The following is a 23,383-nucleotide window of genomic DNA, read 5'->3' on the forward strand; positions in this document are numbered from 1 at the left end:
CACTATTTATATCAAATTATCGACTATTCTTAAGTATCTGGTAAAAGAACCACATCCATACTGATCGGGTTATGATCTGAATACTGGAATACTGTATTGTGCGTTCTAAGGCTCTGAACGTCAATATTGCTTGAAACTATGAAACCATCTATCACGTAATACTGAAAAGCTTCCGGTGACTTATCCTGGGCATCAGCATACACTCTGTCAAGAGATCTGCATGTAGGATTGGAAACATCTGTCATAAACTGAAAATCGACACCAAAATCTGACACATCTATCACGCCTGCCTCCCAGTTACCTTCAAGCACAGGATAGCTACTTGTATCAATATTGGAAAAGACCTGATTAAAATCGCCACCGGCTATTACATAATTGCCTTTATTAAACTCTTCTTTCATAATCTCTTTTAACATATTGGTCTGGGCAATCTTACCTTCGCCATCGTCATAGGCTTCCAAATGAAGATTGATAAGAACAAGTTCTTTCTCAGAATTCTCAATAGGAAGTCTCATTACCTGAAGACATCTCTTAAGGTTACCTGTTCTAAGTGGCCATGAAAACGGACACGGAAGCTGTACTCTCTCAGCTTCATCTATTATGAATGAGCTGTAAGTAGCAATTCCGCCCTCAACTTTTCCTATAGGAGGAATCGGATAAGGAACAAAAGAAACCTTGAAGTTGTAAGCAAAAGTACTCTGATTCTTGGCAACATAGCTTCCGGATTTCTTTTTTATATACTCATACTCATCAACAAAATGAGACCTTGTAGAATTGCGATCCATCTCCTGAACCATTAAAATATCAGGATTTATCTCATCTATTCTGTCCACAATACCATCAAGGTTGTACTCGACTCTTTCATGAGTCGCAGTATTAACCATCTGTCCGCCGTCCATAAAGAAATCAGCATTGTCGCCAAGGGCTCCATATCCAATATTCCAGGTCATTATCCTTATGGACTTATTTGTCTTTAAAGTCTTTTCGCCATAATTCTCAACTTCGAGCTTTTCCACAGCAGCAGGATTATACTCATCCAAAGTAAGATATCCCAGTACCGTAGCAAATATCAGCAGTATAAAGGCAAGCAATGAACAAACTGTAATGATTAGTGGTTTAATGATCTTTTTCACATTTCCTCCTAAAAAAAGAACTTCCGTCACCAGGAATCTCACGAATGCCTGGCAAACGGAAGTCTAAAAAATTTCTTTTAAAAATCCTCTTCCATAAGGGCAAGTTTTTTACCTCTTGCTTTTCCTAATCCATAGAATACTGAAGCCACGACTATAACACAGACGCCGGCAACAGCACATCCAATCAAGAGTTTCTTTTTGTCTTCATCAAAGCTGTCCCATATTTCCATTGCCTGATCAAGTTTGTCCTTAGCAAATTCAATTGCAGCATCTACAAATTCTGTCATAGTCCCCCTCCTATACATCTTTTTCTTTTATATCCTTATTGTAACTCTTTAATTTTCTTTCCTCAAGCTTTTTAAGGCAGTAATCCTTCCAGACAAAATCTATGATTGCCGCAAAAGGAATAGCTAAAAGAATACCTACAACTCCGAATAGTCTGCCTCCCAAAATGATGGAGATCAGGATCATAAGAGGTGATACGCCAAGACTCTCTCCAAAAAGCTTGGGCTTAAGGACATATCCGTCAATTGTCTGTAACACAATTGTAAATATCAAAAACCATAAAGCATGCCATGGTTTAACAAGGACAAGGATAAAACCGCCAATAATCGCACCAACTATAGGTCCAAATGTAGGAGCAAGATTGGTAACTCCAACGATGACAGAAATAAGTACAGAATAGTTCATTCCTGCAATAAGCATGAAGATAAAGTTGATAACACCTACTATAACTCCATCAATAATGTCAAAACTTATATATCTGATAAGGATCTGATTACATCTTGCAAGGAAATCTCCAGCATTTACATAGGTCTTTTCCTTCAGTATCAGATTCATTACCCTGGATATTCCATTTATAAGTCTATGCTTATCAAGCATAAGATAAATTGCAAGGATAAATGCAATCAATGAATCAAATACGCCTTTTCCTGCGCTGACAGATCCATCTAAAAAATTCTGCATATTCTCCTGATTTGTAAAATACTTACTGATATTATCAAGTGCTCTTTCGCCCAAATCTGCAATTCCACTGACATCAATTCCAAAAATCTTATTACCGGACTGATTTTCAAAACTGTCGAGCAACTGCTGTGATGAAGCAATGTACGATCCCAGATTCGAAGCAAAAGTACTTACGCTGTCCGCAACCTGTGGAATAAGCGCCACAAACAAAAGAACTACCGCAGCTATGATAACAACTATCGTCGTTGCAACTGAAAGTTTCCACTTTGTCTTTTCGTTTTTAATCTTCTTAAAGATCGATCCGTTAAATGTACGGGCTAAGGGATCAAAAATATATGCTATTACAGCTCCTACGACCACCGGTTTGATAAATCCATATAAATCCTCAAACAGACAAAGAATTTCAGAAAGATGTGACAGCAGCATATAAAATAAAACTGCAGAACAGGTAGCAATCGAATAGGAAACCCACCTTTTCTTAAACCACTTACCATTGAACTTCATAACTACCTCCTTAAAGGAAAATGATCATCCAAATTCATCATACTTTTTCGGTTTTCTCAGTTGTTTTGTGCTCTTCTTTTTAGCCTTTTTCCTGACTGTTTTCTGATGATGGTCCTGATACAGGACTTTAACCGCGGGATGGAAAAATCTGTTGATAAAAGCTCCGATAAAGAAAATATACATACAGGAATACAGCCAAAACATCATGATCACAGGCGTAGCCAGACTTCCGTAAAGAGAATAGCTGTCAGTCATATCAACATAAACAGAGAATATCCATGAAAAGACATACCAGACAACTGCTGAGAAAACTGCTCCCGGAAGCTGATATATAAATTTAAATTTTGCACTTGGAACATAGGTATATATAAGCGCAAACATAAAAAGCGCAATTCCTATAACAAGTATAAACCTAAAATTAACTAAAAACGTGAAAACATATGAAACCGGCAAATACAAATTTATAAAAAAGCTTTCTATCAGTTTTCCAAAAACCATGAGCACCAGCATCAGAAGCATGATAACGATCATTACCAGTGTATAAACCGAAGCAATAAGTCTTAAATAGATGTAATTTCTTCGTTCATCAATGTCGTAGATACAGTTAAGACCTCTGATAAGAGCCAGCATACCAAGTGATCCCGCCCAGATAGTAATAATAGCAGAAAACGACAATATGGCCGGAGACTGCATGTAGGCTTCATCCACAAGTCTTACAATGATATCATGGGCAAAATAAGGCGTAGCCTGAATAATGGCTCGCACCAGATCTTCTTTGGTAGCTGTGGTATATGGCAGTATTGATGTAACCAAAAGAAGAAGGGGGATAAATGAAAGTATCAGAAAAAAAGCTGTGCTGCTTGCAAACGCTGCTATATTCTTTTTTTGCATCTTTGTAGCAAAGTCCACTCCCATTGCTATAAGTGCAGCTTTTACATTCATAACTGATCTCCCTGTTTGTAGTACAAAAGGAAAAAGCAGCCAATATTTCATGGCTGCTTTTGATTCCTAATTTACCCCAAAATGCCGTTTCCTGTTATTTGACTCCTAGCTAACGCCAGGTGGGTTACCGCAACCATTATCGCTGTCTTCCTCTCCCAAAGCTTGTTCTGCGCATGCGCAGAGCCGAAGGCGTGACATAAAAAATGGTGATGTAGGAGTCCCGTTTAAAGTAATGTAGGTTCAAATTACACAGGAGATGTCGGACACCCCAGGAGAAGTACTTATGTACTTCTAACTCTATTATATTCAAAATGCCTTATTTTTCAAGGGTCTACGCGTTTTTTAACAGTATTTTTATGAAAACTTAAACTTATTAAATTGCCCTTGTAGCCTCTTTTAACCAGCTCTTTACATCTTCATCATCGATGAAAGGAGACACCTTTTCATAGACCATCTTATGGTAATTATTGAGCTTTTCGATGTCCTTAGGCTGCATATATTTCTTGTCAATTGCCTCCAGATCAATAGGGGCATAAGTGAGATGGTCAAATCCAAGGAATCTTCCATACTCGTTAGTTTCTCTTTCAACCACTTCGACAATGTTCTCGATTCGTATGCCATGGCTTCCCTCAATGTAAACACCAGGCTCATCAGAAACGATCATTCCCGGCTGAAGAACTGCCTCATGCATGCCCTCGTTAAATCTCCATCTGATGCTGTGAGGTCCCTCATGAACATTGAGCATATATCCGATTCCATGACCTGTTCCGTGGTTGTAATCAATGCCCATTTCCCAAAGTGCCATTCTTGCAAAAGTATCTACATTTCTGCCGGTGCAGCCTTCCATAAACTTGGAAGATGCAAGACCTAGCATTCCCATTACAGTTGCTGTGTAGTGCTTCTTTATCTCATCTGAGATCTCACCAACTACAATAGTTCTGGTAACATCAGTTGTTCCGCCCATGTATGTAGCACCTGAGTCAACAAGGAGCATTCCATCAGCTTTAACTTCTGCTGCGTTATCTTTAGTAGCTTCATAATGAGCCATTGCAGCATTAGCTTTGTAAGCACTGATAGTAGGGAAAGAAAGCTCTATAAATCCGGGAAGCTCTGCTCTCATACCATCGAGCTTTTCAGCTGCAGTATACTCAGTCATAGGAATTTTTCCTACATTCTTTTTTACCCAGTAAATAAACTTAGTAAGAACAACACTGTCCTTTAAATATACTTCTCTGATATTTCTAAGCTCAGTGTCATTTTTAACAGCCTTCATGATCTCAGTAGGATCTTTCTCATTCTTTAAAAGAACTCCTGCCTCTTTTGTTCTGTCAAGAAGTGTCTTATATGTAAGGAAATTAGTGTTTCTCTTATCACAAAGAACATTTCCGTCAAGCTTAACTTCTGAGATAAAGTTCATTACCTGATGGTAATCTTTTAGCTCTATGCCTTCTTTATCGCAGTATGCTCTTACTTCATCTGTCACCTCTTTTTCCTGAACAAAGAGAACAAATCTGTCAAAAGTAATATATGCATAAGCAAGTGCAACAGGATTGCACTCAACATCGCTTCCACGAAGATTGGTAAGCCACATGATATCATCAAGCTTACTCAACAGATGAGCAGTTGCTCCGAACTCTCTCATCTTGCTTCTGACATTTGCAAGTTTCTCCTTAAATGATCTGCCACAAAGCTCGTCAGACAGTACATACATATCGTGACAAGGAAGTCCAGGTCTGTCAGTCCAGACATCCTCAGCAAGATCTTTATCGATCTTGTATTTTACAGCTTTGCCGGAAAGCTTTTTCTCATAATTCTCACCAACACTGGTTGATATAACTTTTCCATCAAAGCCTAATGTCTCTCCATCTTTCATATTGTCAAAAAGAAATTCTGCAATTGTAGGAACACCTGGATTGAGCATCTTAAAGAGTTCTACTCCTGTGCCCTTCATCTGATTCTCTGCCTGGATGAAATATCTTCCATCAGTCCACATTCCTGCAAAATTCTGTGATACTACCAGTGTTCCGTTAGATCCGTCAAATCCGCAGAAATACTCTCTTACTTTGAAGAAATCTGCAGAATACTCAGAATTGTGATAGTCTGAAGTTGGCATAATATAGTAATCAATGCCGTTCTTTGCCATTGCAGCGCGTAATTTCTCAAGTCTGTCTTTTATAACTGTATTCTCTTTTGCCATTTAATAAATCCTCCTGCAAAACACTATTTTATATTTTATGATTTAAGTATATAATTATCAATACATTCTTGTTTTATTAAAAAAGGAGTTGTTATGGAAGAAAAAGATATTTTAAAGCTTATTGACCACACACTTTTACAGGCTGATGCCACATGGGAGCAGATCGTTGCACTTTGCGATGAAGCAGTTAAATACGGAACTGCTACCGTATGCATCCCACAGACATATCTTAAAAGAGTTCACGATAAATATGGCGACAGCTTAAAGCTCTGCACAGTTATTGGTTTCCCTCTTGGTTACAACTCAGCTTCATCTAAAGTTGTAGAAGCAAAGGATTCTATCGCTGACGGTGCAGAAGAAATTGATACTGTTGTAAATATCAGTGATGTTAAAAATCACAGATACGATGAAGTAAGAAAAGAGCTTAAGATGATCCGTGAGGCTTGTGGAGACAAGCTCCTTAAAGTCATCATCGAGACTTGCTACCTTACAGAAGAGGAAAAGATTGAGCTTTGCAAGATCGTTACAGAAGCTAAGGCAGACTATATCAAGACTTCAACAGGCTTCGGCAGCGCAGGTGCTACTCTTGAAGACATAGAGCTCTTCAAAAAGCACATCGGTCCTGATGTTAAGATCAAAGCTGCTGGCGGAATCCGCACAATAGAGGATGCTCTTGCTTATGCAAATGCAGGCTGCAGCCGTATCGGTTCTTCAAAGGTTGCTCCACTTATCGCAGCAAAATACAACCTCTAATTCTAATCAGAAAATACATGTCTCCTTGGGAGAATGCCAATAAAAAACTCACGCAGTTTGGTCTGCGTGAGTTTTTTACATGTTATTCAAATTATCGCTCCGACATAGGAACATATTCTTTTCTGGGCTCTATAGCCATATAAGCAGGTCTGATGATCTTGCCGTTGTTGGCAAGCTCTTCCATTCTGTGAGCACTCCAGCCAACAATCCTTGCTATAGCAAAGATGGTCGGATAAAGTTCTTCAGGAAGCTCAAGCATTCTGTAAACAAAACCTGAATAGAAATCCACATTGGCACTTACGCCTTTGTACATTTTTCTCTCACCGCTGATGATCTTTGGTGCAAGTCGCTCTACCATTTCATAAAGAGCAAGCTCATCTTCTTTTCCCTTTTCAACAGCGAGTTTTTCAACAAAGCTCTTTAAGATCATAGCCCTTGGATCAGATTTAGAATAAATAGCATGACCGATACCGTAGATCAGTCCCGATTTATCAAATGCTTCTTTATTCAGGATCTTATCAAGGTACGCTCCTACCTCTTCTTCATCCTTCCAGTCCTTTACATTTTCTTCGATGTCATCAAACATGTGTACAACCTTGATATTGGCACCGCCGTGACGAGGTCCCTTTAAAGAGCCGATGGCAGCTGCAATAACAGAGTAAGTATCTGTAAGACTTGAGCTAACCACATGGGTTGTAAAAGATGAATTGTTACCGCCACCATGCTCCATATGGAGCACCAGACAAATATCCAAAAGCTTTGCTTCCAGTTCTGTATACTTGCTGTCAGGTCTAAGGAGATAAAGAATCGTCTCTGCAGTAGAAAGCTCCTCCTTTGGCGGATGGATAATGAGGGAATTGCCCTCATGATAATGGTTGTAGGCATGATACCCGTAAATTGATAAAAGCGGGAACATGCTGATCAGCTGAAGTGACTGCCTAAGCACATTAGGAAGTGAAACATCATCAGCATGATCGTCATAGGAATAAAGAGTCAGAACGCTCCTTGCAAGAGTGTTCATCATATCGCGGCTTGGAGCCTTCATGATGACATCTCTCACAAAGCTAGGCGGAAGACTCTTATATATTCCAAGTAGTTTTTCAAATTCAAACAGCTCTTTTCCAGAAGGAAGTTTATCAAATAAGAGAAGGTATGCGCATTCTTCAAACGCAAATCTGTTCTCTTTAACTGCAGCATCTATCAGGTTGTGGACATCATAGCCTCTAAAGTATATCTCACCGTCTTTAGGAATTTCTTTGCCATCAACAACCTCTTTGGCAATGATCTCTGAAATCCTTGTAAGGCCGGTAAGTACGCCCTTACCGTTTAAGTCTCTTAATCCTCTTTTTACGTCATATTTGATAAAAAGATCATTCTCAATCTGATCAGCTGCTTCTGAAAGCTTAGACAACTCAACAATTTCCGGTGTGTTATCCGAGTAGTACCCTTTTCCTAAATCCATACGCACCTCCTGTTATATAAGCATTTTTAGTAGAATTTCTTTTTTCCTTTCTCTATAAAGAGATTTCCGATGATATAGAAAGCAAGAACAACAATGTAAACGATGGCATGCAGGTCAGGCCTTGAATACAAGTCACATCCGATTCCTACAAGCCCTAATACCATCAGTATCAGTCCCTGTAAAAAATGTCTCGGAAAAGCATAAGCCTTGAAGCCTTCCCTATCCTTCATCTTCTTGACATTAACTGAAGGAGGAACCATTATTCCTACTTTAATTATATCATTAGCTTTCATCTGCTCGGCGTAATAAATTATGATAGCGCCGCCAAAAATAATCAAAATATCAAAAATATTACTAAATGTGTCCATTTACTTACAGGCCAAGGAAATTCCTTACTGCCTTCTCCATTTCTGTTTTATCTACTACTGTCTTGTGTAATACGTCAGCTGTTCTGATAGATGTTACAGCCTCAGGTATCTCAACCTTTGATACTTCACTGAGCTTATCAGCAAGTTCAAAGTCATCCTTGCCCTCTTCTGAAATTCCAAGAGCATTTATAACACTTCTTGTGAACTTATATGGGCTTGCTGTGGAAGCAATAACTGAAACAGTCTTATCACCTGTCTCTTTTACGTATTTATTGTATACGCAGCTTGCTACAGCTGTATGAGTATCAATGAGATATCCTGTCTTATCAAACAGATTTTTGATAGTCTCAAATGTCTCCTCTTCAGAAGCATAGCCTCCAAAGAAATCTGTGAGCTTATCTCTCATCTCATCTGTGATCTCATACTTTCCATCCTTAGAAAGCTTTTCCATGAACTCAGCATCTTTTGCAGAATTATCACCTGAAATATGGTAGATAAGTCTCTCAAGGTTAGATGAAATAAGTATATCCATTGAAGGTGAGGCTGTAAGTACAAAGTCACGGTTTCTGTCATACTCACCAGTCTTAAAGAAGTCGAAAAGTACCTTATTTGAGTTGGATGCACATATAAGTTTTGAAATTGGCACACCCATATTTTTTGCGTAATAAGCTGCAAGGATATTGCCAAAGTTACCTGTAGGAACTACTACGTTTATGCTGTCGCCATCTGCAATTCTGCCCTCTTTGAGGAGTTTTGCATAAGAATAAACATAATAAACAATCTGAGGAACAAGTCTTCCAATGTTGATAGAATTGGCAGATGAAAACTGGAATCCCTTGCCGTCCATTTCTTTTGCAAGCTCAGGATCTGTAAATATCTTTTTAACACCTGTCTGCGCATCGTCGAAATTGCCCTCGATACCTATAACGCATGTGTTATCACCTTTTTGTGTGACCATCTGCTTTTCCTGAATAGGGCTTACACCGTGTTTTGGGTAAAAGACAATGATCTTGGTGCCGGGAACGTCTGCAAAACCTGCAAGTGCAGCCTTTCCTGTATCCCCACTTGTCGCTGTAAGAATAACTATCTCATTTTTAACGTTATTCTTTTTAGCAGCTGTAACCATAAGATAAGGCAGAATTGACAGCGCCATATCCTTAAATGCAATAGTTGAGCCATGATAAAGTTCAAGATAGAAAGCTCCGTCTGCTTCTGTTAAAGGAGCTATCTCCTCTGTATCAAATTTGGAATCATATGCATGTGATATGCAGTATTTAAGTTCTTCCTCAGTATAGTCGGTGAGGAATAACTTCATTACTTCATAAGCTGTTTCCTGATAGCTTAAAGATGCAATTTCTCTAAGTGATCTTTCAAGATGTGGAATATGGTCCGGAACATATAAACCGCCATCGCCCGCAAGACCTTTTAAGATAGCTTCAGATGCATGAATGTTACCTAAAGCTCCTCTTGTGCTACTGTACAAAACTTCCTTTGCCATTGCCTTCACTCCTCTTTTGTTGGTAAAATAGATATGGTTAGTATACCATAACGCCAAACAGTATATCCATAATAATTTAGCACTTTGAATTAGTAAAGTAAATAGCGGGGGACTACTTTTGAAGCAAAGAAAACATACCGGAGTGTATAAGACGGCTTTAAAAAACGGCACACCGTCTTACAGAACATCCATAGTTTTTAATGGAAAACACATATCACTTGGCTCATATCCGACTCTGAAAAAAGCCAGTGCTGTTTATGATGAAAGCTACTATATTCTCCACAGTGAAAACTTTGTAATTTCTTCCTACAAAAAAGGAATGAACCTTCCTTTTGAAAAGTGCGTGATACTGATCAATTTCCGGGACAAAGGCATATATATCCCAAATCCGATCTATCTTGAAAAAAAATATTTTCTTTACTACTTATCTCCTGATGAAATTTTGAAATTTGATATTGATGATCTTTTTTACTACTCATCCCACAAGATCATGAAGCGCGGAGGGCATCTTTTTGTCGCAGATTATGGAAGCCAGCTCTCTATCCTGCAGCGCTATGGGATAAAAAGTTATGCTGTATCCGGCAGAGACTATCTTTTTGCCAATGATGATCCCTATGATCTAAGATATGAAAATATAATTATCCTAAACCGCTACCACGGTGTAAGGCAGTTTGCCCACAAGGGTTTTATCAGATACAAGACCTTCATACATATTAAAAGTAATTATGTTGTAGGTGTCTACAATTCAGAAATCGAAGCTGCTATTGCCTATAATAAGGCAGCAGATATCCTTATAAAAAACGGGGTAAATAAAAAATATCAGCTAAACTATATTGAAGATCTCAGCGCTTCGCAGTATGCTGACCTTTATGTGAAGGTAAAAATTCCTAAGAAGATATATGCACTGAAAAAAAATGGCATTAAATCATAATTTTTCATATGGATATATCACATTTTAATTAGATTATACTAGTATAATGTACTAAACTAAAATAGCTGCCTGGGTTTTTCTTTCTTTCCCCACGGCAGCATTTTTTATCATATTTAGGAGAAACAAGTTTCAATGGCAAATCCCATCCCAAAAAAGTATTCAAAAGACATGACAAATGGCGATACCTTCAGCCTTCTCATAAGCTTTATGGTACCCATGATGATAGGTAATATTTTCCAGCAGTTCTACAATATAGTAGATACTATTATTGCCGGAAAGTTCATCGATTCCAACGCTCTCGCCGCAGTAGGTTCAACCGGTCACATAACAAATCTCTTTTTCGCACTTGGAAACGGACTTGCCACCGGAATAGGTATTATTGTTTCTCAGTTCTTTGGTTCAGGCGATAAAGACGGTGTAAGAAAAACAATTACCAACGCCTTTTTTATGGTAAGCGCCACATCTATATTTGTGGGTTGCCTTGGTGCTTCTTTGTCCCGTCCGGTACTAATCTACGGTTTGAAAACTCCTGATGAGATCCTTGAAAGTTCAGTTATATACATGTCTGTAACCTGCATTGGTTTTATAGGCACAGCTCTTTACAATACAATTTCCTACATAATGCGAGGAATCGGCGATTCCAAAACGCCTCTATATTTCCTTATTGTTTCCAGTTTTCTTAATATCCTGATGGATCTTGCTTTTGTTATTTACTTTGATCTTGGGGTAAAAGGACTTGCTATAGCAACCATAACAGCTCAGGCTCTATCCGCAGCCCTTTCAATTGGATATGCCCTTTTAAAAAATCCGGTCTTTAAATTTAAAAAAAAAGATTTTGTACTTGATAAAAATATAATAATCAAATGCTACACGCTAGGCGGCTCAATGGCGCTTCAGAGCGGACTTATTGCCCTCTCTTTTGTCATACTTCAAAGAGTAATCAACTCCTTTGGAGCAGTTGTTATCGCCGCCTTCACTACAACAAGCAAAATCGAAAACCTTGTAAATATGCAGTTCAAAGCCCTTGGAGATTCTCTATCCACCTACTCAGGCCAGAATATCGGTGCCAAAAAAGGTGACAGGGTAAAGAAAGGCTATAGAGTCGGTATGACAATGATGGGCACATACGCCCTTATCATGATCCCTCTTATGTGGATATTCGGCGATTTCCTCATGAGAGTATTTGTCAACGAACCTGAAGTAATAGCCTTTGGCAAAACAGCCATGAGGATCCTTTCAAGCTTCTATCTCCCACTAGGAACAATCTACGTCTGCCGTGGAATACTCAACGGAGCCGGCGACGCAAAGTTCCCACTGATCTCCGGCATCTCAGAAATGGTCGGCCGAGTAATATTCCCAGCCTTCTTCTGCTCCCTTCCCTTCCTCGGAGCCTGGGGCCTATGGATATCTACCGGCATCACCTGGACAATAGTGGGTGTCACCGCCTTCATCCGCTACCACCAAAAGTCCTGGCGCAAAGGACTCTTCTAACGCCATCGCTCCATCCCTGACAGTAGCGCCCCACCCACAGAGTAGGTGGTCCCCGCAGAGAACCATTTGCGTGACATTTCGAGTTTAGAAGTTTATGGCAACAAGCTGGATGTTATTGAATACGTCTAAATCAAATAATGTAAGTACATTGAATCTCGTTACAAATTCTTTTCTTCAAGACCGTCAACCAGGCCTTTGTTATAGGCTTTTAAGAGATCTGTCATCTCAATTGAATATTTGTATGAAAGATCACGGATTATATCAATAGGAATTATAACGTTATTAATATCGCTGTTTTTTCCATTAAAATGACCAAGCCCATACATCTCTATGCGGATTTCAACCGGCGATAACGAATCATCCCACATTTGGCGCAGAGCCTGCTGCCTCCTTTTTGAGAGGCGGTTGTAAAAGAATCTGATAACAAAAGCAATCCCCAGTGCGAATGCCAGCATAATAGGAGCCGATACATATGGAGGCAAATAAGCTACAAGACGGTAGATATCTCGCCAACCTCCATTAGCTTCACCCATGACGACTACCTGGATAAAGTAAACTATGGCATAAAAACAGAAAGGGCTGACTGCGATAAGAGCATCCTTCTTTGTGATCTCGATACTGCTGTCAACACTGAACAAAAGAATCAACGACATGATCGGGCATACCAGATGCAACCAAACATAAATACCACCGAAAGCAACGAATGAACCTGCAACAGGAAATATCAGAAAAAGAACAAAGATCATTGTCAGGGTAGTGCAAATTGCTCCCGAATATTGAACGACCTGAATCCATTTTGGATATGTAAAATGCTTTTTCCTGATACCCTCCACGGCATAGGGAACCATCATGATTGCACCAAGCGCCGAAAAAACATTAGCATTTACTGTGAATAAGTGGAAAAGAGCTCCTCTCCTTTCAGGTTGAAGTTCTGTCGGATCATCAAGCAGCCCGCAAATAACCGCATAAGAGCAAAAGATAAACACAATCACGCAAGCGATAAAAGCAATGATACTTCTTCCTCTTTGAAAATTGATCACGTATGCTCTCGACTGCACAAGTGGCGAAGGAATCGGAGCACTCTTTTTCCAAATTGTCTTAGATTCAATTATAAAAATCATATAAGCAATCAGAACAATTAAAAGCAGGTATAGAATCACCTCAGGAATTATTCCAAAAATCCTGGCAATATCAGACAAAATTGCTTGCTTAGTCGGATAAAAAGGACTGATGTAGAACATATTTGGTTCGCGGGAAGGATCGCCTATCAACACCTTTCCCAGAACGTTAACGATTTCAGCTATAACTGCTGTTATTAAGAAAAGAATAAGCGCATGACGGAAAATCGGGAGATTTCTCCCCTTAAGAATTATCATTGCAATAAAGGAAGTAATAATGATAAGAATATGATATATGAAGGAATGAGTTGTAAAGAACACTTCACTAAGCAGCATATTTTTGGGAAGTATGATAGCCATTATGCCACCCAAAAATGAGAACGTACTAAGATATACAAGAACAGCATCTTGCATTTTCCCTTTAAGATATGGAACTAAGAATGCAAAATACATGGCCATTGAGCACAATTGCCACGGAAAATAAGTAAGATTGGGCTCTTTTCCATAAATGTAAAAATAGCAAAATAATTGCTTGATAATTTCGGAGATGATCATGAAAAGACCAATATAATGAAGCAGCTTCAGGAGATATTTTTCGCTCTTATTTTTGATGTGATAAATCGCAATACTGCTGAAAAATACTGTCAGAGCAATATAAGAAAAATGTAAAGCACCAAACATTTCAGGTCTTTCCGGGAATCTAAGATCCATAGTTTTGTTTTCTCCTTGAAGGGTGGACTGCCTACTCTGCGGGTGGTGCATCAATCTTTTCGATGATCTCGATGACCTTTTTGGACCATAGAGAGCCTGGGACTTCGAGGTCGTATTCTTCGAATTCACCTGTGCCACTGTGGGTGCAAATAACAGAGTCATTGTCGATGTGTATTGTTTTGGCGTACTTGTTTTTGATAAGGTTCTGGACGTTCTTTTGGGTCTCGGAAAACTTTACATTCTTTTTCCCTGTTCCTGTTATGATTCCATCCACATGAACAAAGAACCTGTCAAAGTAACGTCTTATATCATCAATAGAATAGAACTCTGACGAGTATACAAATATGTCATAGCCATGAGTCGTAAGATAATTGAAAAGCGCGGGAATTCCGAGCATCATTTTCTTTTTTATCTTAGAGCCAAAGTGGAATCCTGTCTCCTTTTCAACATAGTTGTCCCATTTGCTCTTGAATACGACTTCGTCAAGGTCCATGGTTACTCGCTTATCATGTTGTGATGATTCAACTATTCTTTGAAGTTCCTCATCACTCATCATGTTGATGATTTTTATTGGAACCTTTTTTATTTCAACTTTCAATGCAGCTGCCCATCTATGATGGCCATTGATGAGCATATAGCCTTCAGGGTGAACTTTGCCAACAATAAGCGGCTCAGTTATTGGCTCCTCTCCCTTTTTTAATCTGTCCCTGAACTCTTTTTCATAGTCAGATATTATTCTATAGCTTGGGCCTATGGCAGGATCACTAAACTCATCATCCGGATTGGGATGAAGGTCCTTGCAATCATGCCTTTTCACAAACATACGCTCAAAACGGCTAGCTTTTACAGGGACATACAGGCCTCTACCTTTTTCAATTTCATCACTAATAAACTGATCAAAAGAATTACTGCTCGCCATTCACATTACTCCATACAATAAAGCACGTTTTTTAGTTGACGCCATCATTATAACATATAGGTCTTTTTTCCTCGTTAACATATATAAAATTGCGATTAAATTACTATGAAAATTAGCAGAACAAAAGGTTTCTCATACCTTTTTAGTGCAGAATAATAAAAAGACTTCACAAATGTTGGATTTAAGAATCCATAATTTGTGAAGTCTTATAGTTTAGAATGAAATTGTCTCTCCCTCTTGTGGAAGGATAATCTTTTCAACTTTATCAGACTTAAACTGTTCAGGTCTAAAGCTGTGAAGTGGTATAAGCGTCTTTGGGGCAATCTCATCAACTGTTCTTCTGAGATAATATGGCTCAGCATGTCCGCCAAGTCCACACTTTATGTAATTAAGCCCAAGAACATCCAAAAGCTCATAGAACTTTTTGAATGAAGGATCATAGTCACCAAGTGGTGCTCCATCCATATGCAGGTATAAAGAAATACAGTCTTTAAGGTCAAAGAGCTCGTATACATTCTTATAATCCTGCTGAAGGATATATTTACCGGCACTAGCCATGAGTTCTTTTCTTGTAACAACTTTTCTGCCCTTTAATAACGGAGTGTTAAGCTCTCCACCTTCAGGAAGATATACTTCAAAATAATCTTCAGGATAAAAGGCTGCCACATAATCGGCCTGGGCTGGTTCAAGAGCAAATACTCTTCCGCACTCTTTTAATGCTCCGATCATTCTGTGAACTCGTTCAACATTTCTATTGTAATTATTGATAACGATAAGGCCGCTCTCTTCCTTAGCATGAGTTTTCATATCCTCTAACAAAGTCCACTCACTGTTATCTCTTACAGGACCTTCAAGTGAGAGCATATCCACATCGCCAAAGCTTATGGTAACTCCCTCAGTGATCATGTAATCTGCGCCCTTGCACTTTTCTGCAAAAGCTTTACTGATCTCAGGATGATGTCCATGATATCTGTAGTCACCTGTATAGCATAATTTTCCATCACCCGTCTCAATAAGAAATCCGCAGGCACCTACTACATCATGATCTACCTGAACACAGGTAACCTTGATATCTCCTACGGTTATAGAAGCATCATAATCAATAGGAAGAACGTTCTCATGTTCTCTAAGCTCAAGTTCTCCCATAACTCCAAGTTCATGATAAAGAACTGCTGATTCTCTACTCATATATACAGGAAGTTTACTTGCAAGGCTTCCGAGGCCTCCCATATGATCAATATGCATATGAGAAATGATGACAAACACTTCCTTATCAATTTCCCCATATGCTTTAAGTCCAAGCTCATGAGCATCTTTTTCCTCATATATTCCATCAACTCTGTCAAGGACTCCAAGTCTTACAAGGTCAATTGTTTCCTTGTCTTTTCTGACTTTAACCTTATCATCTATCCTGTCAGCGTGAGCATAGCCAAAATCAAAGATACAGATTGCCTTGTCAGTCTCTACAGCAACAACTGTACCGCCTATCTCACGTAATCCACTATAAAACTTTAGATTAGTCATAACTCTTTCTCCTTAACTAAAATACATTTCAGGACATTCATGAAGAAAGCCTTTCTTATCCCATGGATTACTTATTCCATTAGATAAGAAAAGCCTCCTACTACAAAGTAGAAGGCCCTGTGAATCTTGTATGCTTTTTATTATTAATGATATACGCCTTGGTCAATGACCAAATATCATTAATACTGTGCGTTAATTGTGCTAAGGATTGTGTCGAACCAAGTCTGAGCATCAGCCTTGTCAAGAACAAGCTGCTCGAATGCAGGAGCAACGCTGTTTCTGATGTCGTTTGATGCATTGAATGTTGGTGAGTAGAAGAAGTCCTTAGACTGCTCATAGCAAGCTGCTGCGCAGATGTTCTCTGCCATGTAAGCCTTGTATTCAGCTGTCTCATAAGCTGACTGTCTTACTGGAAGGTATCCTGTTGAAACAGCCCACTTAGATGTTGACTCTGTGCTTGTAAGGAACTTGAGGTACTCCCAAGCTGCAAGCTGCTTGTTTGTATCCTGTGAGAACATAACGATGTTTGTTCCTGCCATGTTAGCTGCGTTTACTTTGTTTCCTGGAAGTGGAGCTACACCGAGTTCCCATCCGTCAGCTGTGATGTAAGAAACACCTGCTGAAGAACCAACGTAGCTGGCAATGTTCTGGTTGCTGATTACGTTTGAGAAGTATCCGTCTTCACCAACAAGACGAGCATATCCGTTGCTGTAAAGGTTTGAAAGATACTCAAATGCCTCACGGCCACCGTCTGTATCGAATAAAGCACCTGTCTCATCAACGAAGTTCTCACCGTTCTGCTTAAGAGTAGCTTCGATAGCACCTGTGCTGTCATCATATCCGATGAAAGCGATTCCCTTAGCATCGTTTACGATCTTAGCGTCAGCTTCTACATCAGCCCATGTCTTAGGAGCTTCAATTCCAAGTTCATCAAAGAGTGTCTTGTTGTAGAAAAGAACGTATGTTGACTTGTTGAATGGTACAGCGTGTACGAATCCGAATTCTGAGCACTCACCACGGTAAGCTTCTACAATGTCATCCCAGTTGTCGAAATCATTTGCAACAAAATCATCAAGGTGAACGATCTTGTCAAGGTAAGGTGTAAGCCAGTTGTTATAAGCCTGTGTAAGATCTGGAAGTGCATCAGCTGCAGCACTAGCCTGAAGCTTTGTCTGAAGGTCACTTGCATATCCCTGGTTTACAAGAGTAACAGTGATACCATACTCGTTTGTTGAGTTGAACTCATCTGTAAGTGCTGTAAGAGTCTCTTCAAGATTACCTGTCATGTAATGCCAGAATGTGATCTCTGTAGGCTCGATAGACTTTGTAGCAGCTGCTTCATCAGCGGCTGTAGCAGCGTCAGATGCTACCTCTGTAGCTTCTGAAACCTGTGCGTCAGATGCGGTCTCAGATGTCTGTGTGCTGCTCTGTCCGCAGCCAGCAAGCATAGATGCTGCCATGATAGTAGCAAGAATACTTGCACCTAACTTTTTCATTTTCATTTGAAAATTCTCCCTTCTTTGCCCATATGGGCGCTTAACATTGTATCATCAACGGCTTACGCCATGTTGACCTGACTTAATATCTGCCTTTAGGTCATGTATTATCCCTTAAGTCCGCTTCTTGTTACACCTTCAATGATGTACTTTCTAAGGAACAGATAGATAATAATGATAGGCATTACCAAAATACATGAAGCAGCCATTATAAGTTCTGTTGAAGAGCCTGCCTCTGTCTGGAAACGAACAAGACCATTTGAAAGAACTCTCATCTCCTGTGAGTTAGTAACAAGAAGTGGCCACAGGAATGCATTCCATGAACTGATAATGTTAAGGATTGCAATTGAGAAAATAGCCTGTTTGTTCATAGGTACCATGATTTTTATCATGTATTTAAAATCTGAGCACTTATCAACCTTAGCGGCAAGATAAAGTGATTCAGGAACCTGCATAAAGAATCTTGTAAGCAGATAAATGTAGAACGCACTTGAGATCCATGGCACGATCATAGCCCTATAGGAATCTATCCATTTAAGTTTTATGATTGTCTCGTAGTTTGTGATGATAAGCATTTCACCAGGAATCATAAGTGTTGCCAAAAACAGTGAGAATACTGTTTTCTTTCCCGGAAAGTTCAATCTTGAAAATGCAAATGCAGAAAGAACTGTTGTAACCAAAACTCCGGCTGTTGTGCAAATTGTAACGATGATTGTATTTACAAGATATCTTGCAAATGGTGCTGCCTCCCAGGCTGACTTATAGTTAAGCCACTGAGGTACTTCCGGGAAAAGTGCAGGTGGAACCTGAACAAGTTCAGCCGGTGTCTTAAGCGATGAAGATATCATCCAGATGAAAGGAAGTATAGTAAATACTGAACCAGCAACCAGGATCACATATTTTAAAACTTCCGCGATTATATTTACAACTTTTCTATTATTCTTCATGGCGCCCTCCTTAGTTTTTGCCCTTACGTCCGCCAGTTACTCTGAGCTGGATCTGTGTAAGCGCAAGTATTATCAGGAACAATACAACACTACCTGCGGCAGCGACGCCATATTTATAGCTGTTGTAGAACTTGTCATAAATGTAGTAAACAATTGTCATTGCACTGTTGGCTGGGCCTGCCTTGCCCTGGAACAGTGAGAAGACTTCATTATAAACCTTAAATGCTCCGATCATACCGATAACACTTGAATAAACGATCATAGGTGCAAGTGAAGGAACGGTGATCCTTGTAAATACACGAAAACGTGGTGTGGAATCAATTCTTGCTGCTCTGTAAAGGTCTTCAGGAATTGTCTGAAGTCCTGCAAGGAAGATCAAAATATTAAATGCCATGCTCTTCCAGATAGCAAAGATAATAAGTGCAGGCATTGCATATTCAGGAAGATTAAGCCACTGGATAGGCTCAATTCCAAAAATACTAAGCACATAATTTATAAGACCGTAGTTACTGTTAAACATCCATCTCCATACAATACCGATAGCAATTACGCTGGTAACATATGGAAGGAAGTATATAGTCTGAAATAAAGCCTTAAGCTTTTTGCAGCTATTGATAAGAACTGCAAAAAGAAGTGACAAAATAATTGAAGCAGGCACTACGCAGATAACGTAGATTGCTGTGTTCATAAGTGACTTTCCAAAATCAGGATCTGAGAACAAAGCCTGATAGTTTTCAAAGCCAATTGAAGTGTAACCATCATTGATAATACTGTAGTTACCTAAAAAACTCATAATGATCGCTCTTACCAAAGGATAAAGAGTAAAGCAGATCATGATGATTATTGATGGAAGGAGGTAGAGATACCCCTTAAAGCTCTTTTTGTCCATGATAATCTCCCTTCTCCAAATCAGAATCTGCCAAGAAGCATTTCATTGTCATCAAATACAAGAATATGTCCATCACGAACAGATACTCCAAACTTGTCGCCAACAGCTACCTGCATATATGAATGTACAAGTACTCTTACGTTAGTGTTTCCAAGCTTGGTAAAGATGAGAAGGTCACGGCCTGTCATACGAATATTGTCTACTTCAAGAGATGCTCCGTTATCATCAACAAAGAATGACTCAGGTCTGATACCAGCCTTGTAATGTCCATCAGCAAGAGATACTCCCTTTCTGAGAACTATTCCATCTGCAGTAATAACACCATCCTTAACATCGATCTCAATGTTGTTGATCTCAGGCATACCAAGGAAATTAGCTACAAATGAGTTTGCAGGATTCAGATACATTGTCTGAGGAACCTCATACTGCTGAAGAACACCTGTCTTCATAACAGCGATACGATCTGAAATACTCATAGCCTCTTCTTGGTCATGTGTAACGAAAATAGTTGTGATCTTAACTTCCTGCTGGATACGTCTGATCTCTTCTCTTGTAGCAACACGAAGTTTTGCATCAAGGTTTGATAAAGGTTCGTCAAGAAGCAGAACCTGAGGCTTTTTAACGAGTGCTCTTGCGATTGCAACTCGCTGCTGCTGTCCGCCTGAAAGCTCGCTTGGACGTCTCTTCATATATTCATCGATCTTTACAACTTTGGCAATTTCAAAGGCTTCCTCACGTGCCTGAGCCTTCTTCATACCTCTGTTGATCAAAGGAAATGTGATATTATCCTCTACTGTCATATGTGGATACAATGCATAGTTCTGGAACACCAGTCCAATTTCACGATCCTCTGGAGGAATAGATGTAACATCTTTATCACCAAAATAAATTTTTCCTTCTGTTGGAGTTGTAAGTCCGGAGAGCATGAAAAGAGTTGTTGACTTACCGCAGCCTGATGGTCCGAGAAGACCTACGAGTTCACCATCCTTAATACTCAGATTCATGTGATCTACAGCATTAAGGTTGCCATATGTTTTTGTTAAGTTTTCAATTCTAATATCCATTTCTACCTACCCTAATTAAACTAAATTTACAGTGCAGCCTTTCATTATACATTAAAACCCAAAAAAATAAAAACTTTATTAATAAAAAATTAAAATTTTCTTTAATGTCAAATTTAAAGCCCACCAGAAAATCTGATGGGCTTTGAAAAATTATGATCATTAGTATCTAATTACGCCAAATGACTGGTATACACACTCCCTAAACTCCGAAAGATTTGTAAATACGCCATTTGAAAGCATCTGTGCTCCAATATTGCCTATAGCAGTGGCTTCTCCGGGACCTGCATTTACTGCGCGGCCTGTTTCTGCTGCTGTCAGTTCATTAAGATAAACAGCATTAGACCCGCCTCCCACTATATTTACAGAGTCAAATTTCTTTCCGGTGATGTTTTCTATCTCTTCCGTTGTCTCTTTGTAACATTTTGCAAGGCTTCTGTAAATTACTCTTGATATTTCCCATGGAGTTACAGGAACCTGCATACCGCCTTCACGACAGGCATTTTGGATTTCTTTTACCATAGATTCCGGATTTAAAAATCTTCCGTCATTGGCTGCAACAATAGAATCTATAGTCTCCTCTTTTGCCCTGTCACAAAGATTTGCAAAAGAATAATCATCATCCTTATTTTTTCCAGGATAATCAAATCCTGCTTCAAATTCTTTTTTCACAGACTGGATCATCCAAAGGCCCATGATATTCTTAAGGAATCTGTATCTTTTCTCGTATCCGCCTTCATTTGTGAAGTTGGCATTTTTAGCTTCTTTTGAGCAATTTGCCTTTGGGAGCTCGCATCCCATAAGTGACCATGTTCCAGAAGAAATATAAAGAGTGTTTTCTTCAGTGCATGGCACGCTCATAACCGCAGAACCCGTATCATGGGTGGCAGGAAGAACAACTTTAAGATCGAAGCCAACTTTTTCAGCTATTTCTCTTTTTAATGGTCCAACTACTGTTCCGGGCATGGAGAGTTCTCCGAAAAGTTCATCAGGAAAACCGAGCTTTTTGATAAGCTCGTGATCCCACTCGCCTGTTTTTGCATCAAGAAGCTGTGTCGTTGAAGCATTGGTATATTCCTGTTTCCTGACTCCTGTCAGAAGAAAATGGAAATAGTCAGGAACCATAAGAAGGGTCCTTGCTTCCTTTAACTTCTCAGGCTCTTTTGTCTTAAGGGCCATAAGCTGATAAATAGTGTTAAAAATAGCCTTCTGGATTCCGGTTCTTTCGTAAAGCTCATCTTCGGAAACGATCTTATAGACTTCTTCATCCATTCCCGCAGTTCTGTCATCACGGTAAGCAACCAGATCTCCAATCCTCTTGTCATCCTTATCAAGCAGACAAAAATCAACGCCCCAGGTATCAATTCCCATAGTCACAGGAATCTTGCCAATCTCCTTGCACTTCTTCATACCTTCAAGAATGTCATCAAAAAGTTTTTCAGCGTTCCAGATTTTGTGCCCATCCTTGTCTTCCATGCCATTGTAAAAGCGGTAAACTTCTTCAAGTACTATCCTGCCGTCTTCCATATGCGCCAGGATATGTCTGCCGGATGACGCTCCTATATCAACTGCTAAATAGTATTTCATAGTAAGTCTCCATTAAACTTCGCCGATAATATCGCTCTTTTTTGTATAAAGACATTCTTCATTTACCTTGATTCCAAATGGTCCGTTGAGGGCTCTGAAATCATCAGGTTCAATTGTCTGTCTCTTTTTATTTGTCATGGACATAACCTTAACAAGAACTTCTGCCGCCTTTTCTACTGTATGCATAAGTCCGAATGCAATGTCAAAATCTGTTCCGCAGGCAAACATTCCGTGATGAGCCCAGATAGCTACATCCTGCTTCTTCATGATCTCTGAAGTTGCAACAGCGATTTCTTTTCCGCCCGGAACCATCCACGGTACTACGCCGATTCCATCAGGGAATACTACAGGACACTCTGTAGCCATTTCCCAGATCTCTCTTGTAAATACTTTTCCGTCAAGAGGAAGAACGTATGTAAGAGCAATTGTATTTGCAGGATGGCAGTGATATACCACTCTGATCTCAGGATTTCTCTTTTTGCACACTTCAAGATTCATAAGGTGTGAAGGAAGTTCTGATGTTGGTCTTCCTCCTTCAACAAGTCCCCATAAGATTTTGTAGTTCTCGCCCTGATCATCAACCTTTATGATGCAGACATTTGCTGCAGGATCAATCTCTACATTTCTGAAGTACTTACCTGAACCTGTGACCATAAAATACTCGCCGGCCAGATCTTTTACTGTTGTTCCAATTGGTTTCCACTCTGAAGACTCGTCAAGTTCCTCTTTTACTGATTCAATTTCTTCAGGCTTGATCCTGTAGCTGAGATTACCGCCGTTTCTCTCATGCCATCCCTGGTAAAAACCGTCAACGCACATACGGCAGAATCCCTTTGCAAACTTAGCATCTAATACTTTCATTTCAAAAAATCTCCTTAATCCAAAT

At 39.4% G+C, this 23,383-nt stretch carries 20 protein-coding genes and 1 other RNA gene; 3 read left to right on the forward strand and 18 right to left on the reverse strand.

Translation table 11 applies throughout. The features are described 5' to 3' along the window. Window positions 1-29 precede the first annotated feature (29 nt). The 6 genes from C4S54_RS07430 to C4S54_RS07455 all read right to left on the reverse strand — a co-directional run bounded on the left by C4S54_RS07430 (window position 30) and on the right by C4S54_RS07455 (window position 5,742). Entirely contained in the window at window positions 30-1,133 is a 1,104-nt protein-coding gene (locus tag C4S54_RS07430; RefSeq protein ID WP_242973760.1) for an endonuclease/exonuclease/phosphatase family protein, read from the reverse strand. A gap of 77 nt (window positions 1,134-1,210) precedes the next feature. Continuing rightward, window positions 1,211-1,420, reverse strand: a complete 210-nt coding sequence (locus tag C4S54_RS07435) for a hypothetical protein (protein ID WP_103868965.1) — start codon at window positions 1,418-1,420, stop codon at window positions 1,211-1,213. A gap of 10 nt (window positions 1,421-1,430) precedes the next feature. Continuing rightward, a complete protein-coding gene (locus tag C4S54_RS07440; RefSeq protein WP_103868966.1) occupies window positions 1,431-2,603 on the reverse strand; it encodes an AI-2E family transporter in 1,173 nt (390 codons plus the stop codon). 24 nt (window positions 2,604-2,627) lie between these two features. Next, entirely contained in the window at window positions 2,628-3,545 is a 918-nt protein-coding gene (locus C4S54_RS07445) for a YihY/virulence factor BrkB family protein (protein ID WP_242973761.1), read from the reverse strand. 69 nt (window positions 3,546-3,614) lie between these two features. Continuing rightward, window positions 3,615-3,823: non-coding RNA, 6S RNA (gene ssrS / locus C4S54_RS07450), on the reverse strand. A gap of 95 nt (window positions 3,824-3,918) precedes the next feature. Beyond that, the gene (locus C4S54_RS07455) at window positions 3,919-5,742 is read right to left on the reverse strand and encodes an aminopeptidase P family protein (protein ID WP_103868967.1); all 1,824 of its coding nucleotides are present in this window, start codon (window positions 5,740-5,742) and stop codon (window positions 3,919-3,921) included. Window positions 5,743-5,835: 93 nt separating this feature from the next. Here C4S54_RS07455 and deoC point away from each other — a divergent pair, with 93 nt between their 5' ends. Further along, the gene (gene deoC / locus C4S54_RS07460) at window positions 5,836-6,495 is read left to right on the forward strand and encodes a deoxyribose-phosphate aldolase (RefSeq protein WP_022775309.1); all 660 of its coding nucleotides are present in this window, start codon (window positions 5,836-5,838) and stop codon (window positions 6,493-6,495) included. A 91-nt stretch (window positions 6,496-6,586) separates the two neighbouring features. Here the strand turns inward: deoC and C4S54_RS07465 are convergent, their stop codons facing one another. The 3 genes from C4S54_RS07465 to thrC are packed head-to-tail and all read right to left on the reverse strand — an operon-like array spanning window position 6,587 to window position 9,823. Continuing rightward, window positions 6,587-7,957, reverse strand: coding sequence for a citrate/2-methylcitrate synthase (locus tag C4S54_RS07465; protein WP_103868968.1), 1,371 nt, complete (start codon window positions 7,955-7,957; stop codon window positions 6,587-6,589). Window positions 7,958-7,983: 26 nt separating this feature from the next. Next, a complete protein-coding gene (locus tag C4S54_RS07470; RefSeq protein WP_103868969.1) occupies window positions 7,984-8,325 on the reverse strand; it encodes a hypothetical protein in 342 nt (113 codons plus the stop codon). A gap of 4 nt (window positions 8,326-8,329) precedes the next feature. Beyond that, entirely contained in the window at window positions 8,330-9,823 is a 1,494-nt protein-coding gene (gene thrC, locus C4S54_RS07475; RefSeq protein ID WP_103868970.1) for a threonine synthase, read from the reverse strand. A 118-nt stretch (window positions 9,824-9,941) separates the two neighbouring features. Between thrC and C4S54_RS07480 the strand changes: the two genes are divergently transcribed. After that, complete coding sequence (locus tag C4S54_RS07480; protein ID WP_103868971.1) at window positions 9,942-10,754, forward strand: hypothetical protein; 813 nt, start codon at window positions 9,942-9,944, stop codon at window positions 10,752-10,754. Window positions 10,755-10,886: 132 nt separating this feature from the next. Next, complete coding sequence (locus C4S54_RS07485) at window positions 10,887-12,245, forward strand: MATE family efflux transporter (RefSeq protein WP_103868972.1); 1,359 nt, start codon at window positions 10,887-10,889, stop codon at window positions 12,243-12,245. Window positions 12,246-12,403: 158 nt separating this feature from the next. Here the strand turns inward: C4S54_RS07485 and C4S54_RS07490 are convergent, their stop codons facing one another. The 9 genes from C4S54_RS07490 to rhaD form a co-directional block, all read right to left on the reverse strand. Continuing rightward, the gene (locus C4S54_RS07490; RefSeq protein ID WP_160110722.1) at window positions 12,404-14,074 is read right to left on the reverse strand and encodes a TMEM164 family acyltransferase; all 1,671 of its coding nucleotides are present in this window, start codon (window positions 14,072-14,074) and stop codon (window positions 12,404-12,406) included. 31 nt (window positions 14,075-14,105) lie between these two features. Beyond that, the gene (locus C4S54_RS07495) at window positions 14,106-14,993 is read right to left on the reverse strand and encodes a ParB N-terminal domain-containing protein (RefSeq protein ID WP_103868974.1); all 888 of its coding nucleotides are present in this window, start codon (window positions 14,991-14,993) and stop codon (window positions 14,106-14,108) included. A 213-nt stretch (window positions 14,994-15,206) separates the two neighbouring features. After that, the gene (locus tag C4S54_RS07500; RefSeq protein WP_103868975.1) at window positions 15,207-16,517 is read right to left on the reverse strand and encodes an MBL fold metallo-hydrolase; all 1,311 of its coding nucleotides are present in this window, start codon (window positions 16,515-16,517) and stop codon (window positions 15,207-15,209) included. A gap of 179 nt (window positions 16,518-16,696) precedes the next feature. Next, window positions 16,697-18,019 carry an ABC transporter substrate-binding protein gene (locus tag C4S54_RS07505; RefSeq protein ID WP_103868976.1) on the reverse strand — a complete coding sequence of 441 codons (1,323 nt, stop codon included), beginning with the start codon at window positions 18,017-18,019 and terminating at the stop codon, window positions 16,697-16,699. Between the two features lie 101 nt (window positions 18,020-18,120). Beyond that, window positions 18,121-18,960: a carbohydrate ABC transporter permease gene (locus tag C4S54_RS07510; protein WP_074884049.1), complete on the reverse strand. Its 840-nt coding sequence runs from the start codon at window positions 18,958-18,960 to the stop codon at window positions 18,121-18,123. A 10-nt stretch (window positions 18,961-18,970) separates the two neighbouring features. Further along, window positions 18,971-19,849, reverse strand: coding sequence for a carbohydrate ABC transporter permease (locus C4S54_RS07515; RefSeq protein WP_103868977.1), 879 nt, complete (start codon window positions 19,847-19,849; stop codon window positions 18,971-18,973). 20 nt (window positions 19,850-19,869) lie between these two features. Beyond that, on the reverse strand, window positions 19,870-20,913 hold the full coding sequence (locus C4S54_RS07520; RefSeq protein WP_103868978.1) for an ABC transporter ATP-binding protein: 1,044 nt from the start codon (window positions 20,911-20,913) through the stop codon (window positions 19,870-19,872). Window positions 20,914-21,072: 159 nt separating this feature from the next. Next, window positions 21,073-22,497 (reverse strand): rhamnulokinase, encoded by a 1,425-nt coding sequence (gene rhaB / locus C4S54_RS07525; RefSeq protein ID WP_103868979.1) that lies wholly within the window; start codon window positions 22,495-22,497, stop codon window positions 21,073-21,075. A 12-nt stretch (window positions 22,498-22,509) separates the two neighbouring features. Continuing rightward, window positions 22,510-23,358, reverse strand: coding sequence for a rhamnulose-1-phosphate aldolase (gene rhaD, locus C4S54_RS07530; RefSeq protein WP_103868980.1), 849 nt, complete (start codon window positions 23,356-23,358; stop codon window positions 22,510-22,512). Window positions 23,359-23,383: the final 25 nt, after the last annotated feature.

The organism is Butyrivibrio sp. Su6 (genome assembly GCF_900108105.1).
Classification (GTDB): domain Bacteria; phylum Bacillota; class Clostridia; order Lachnospirales; family Lachnospiraceae; genus Butyrivibrio.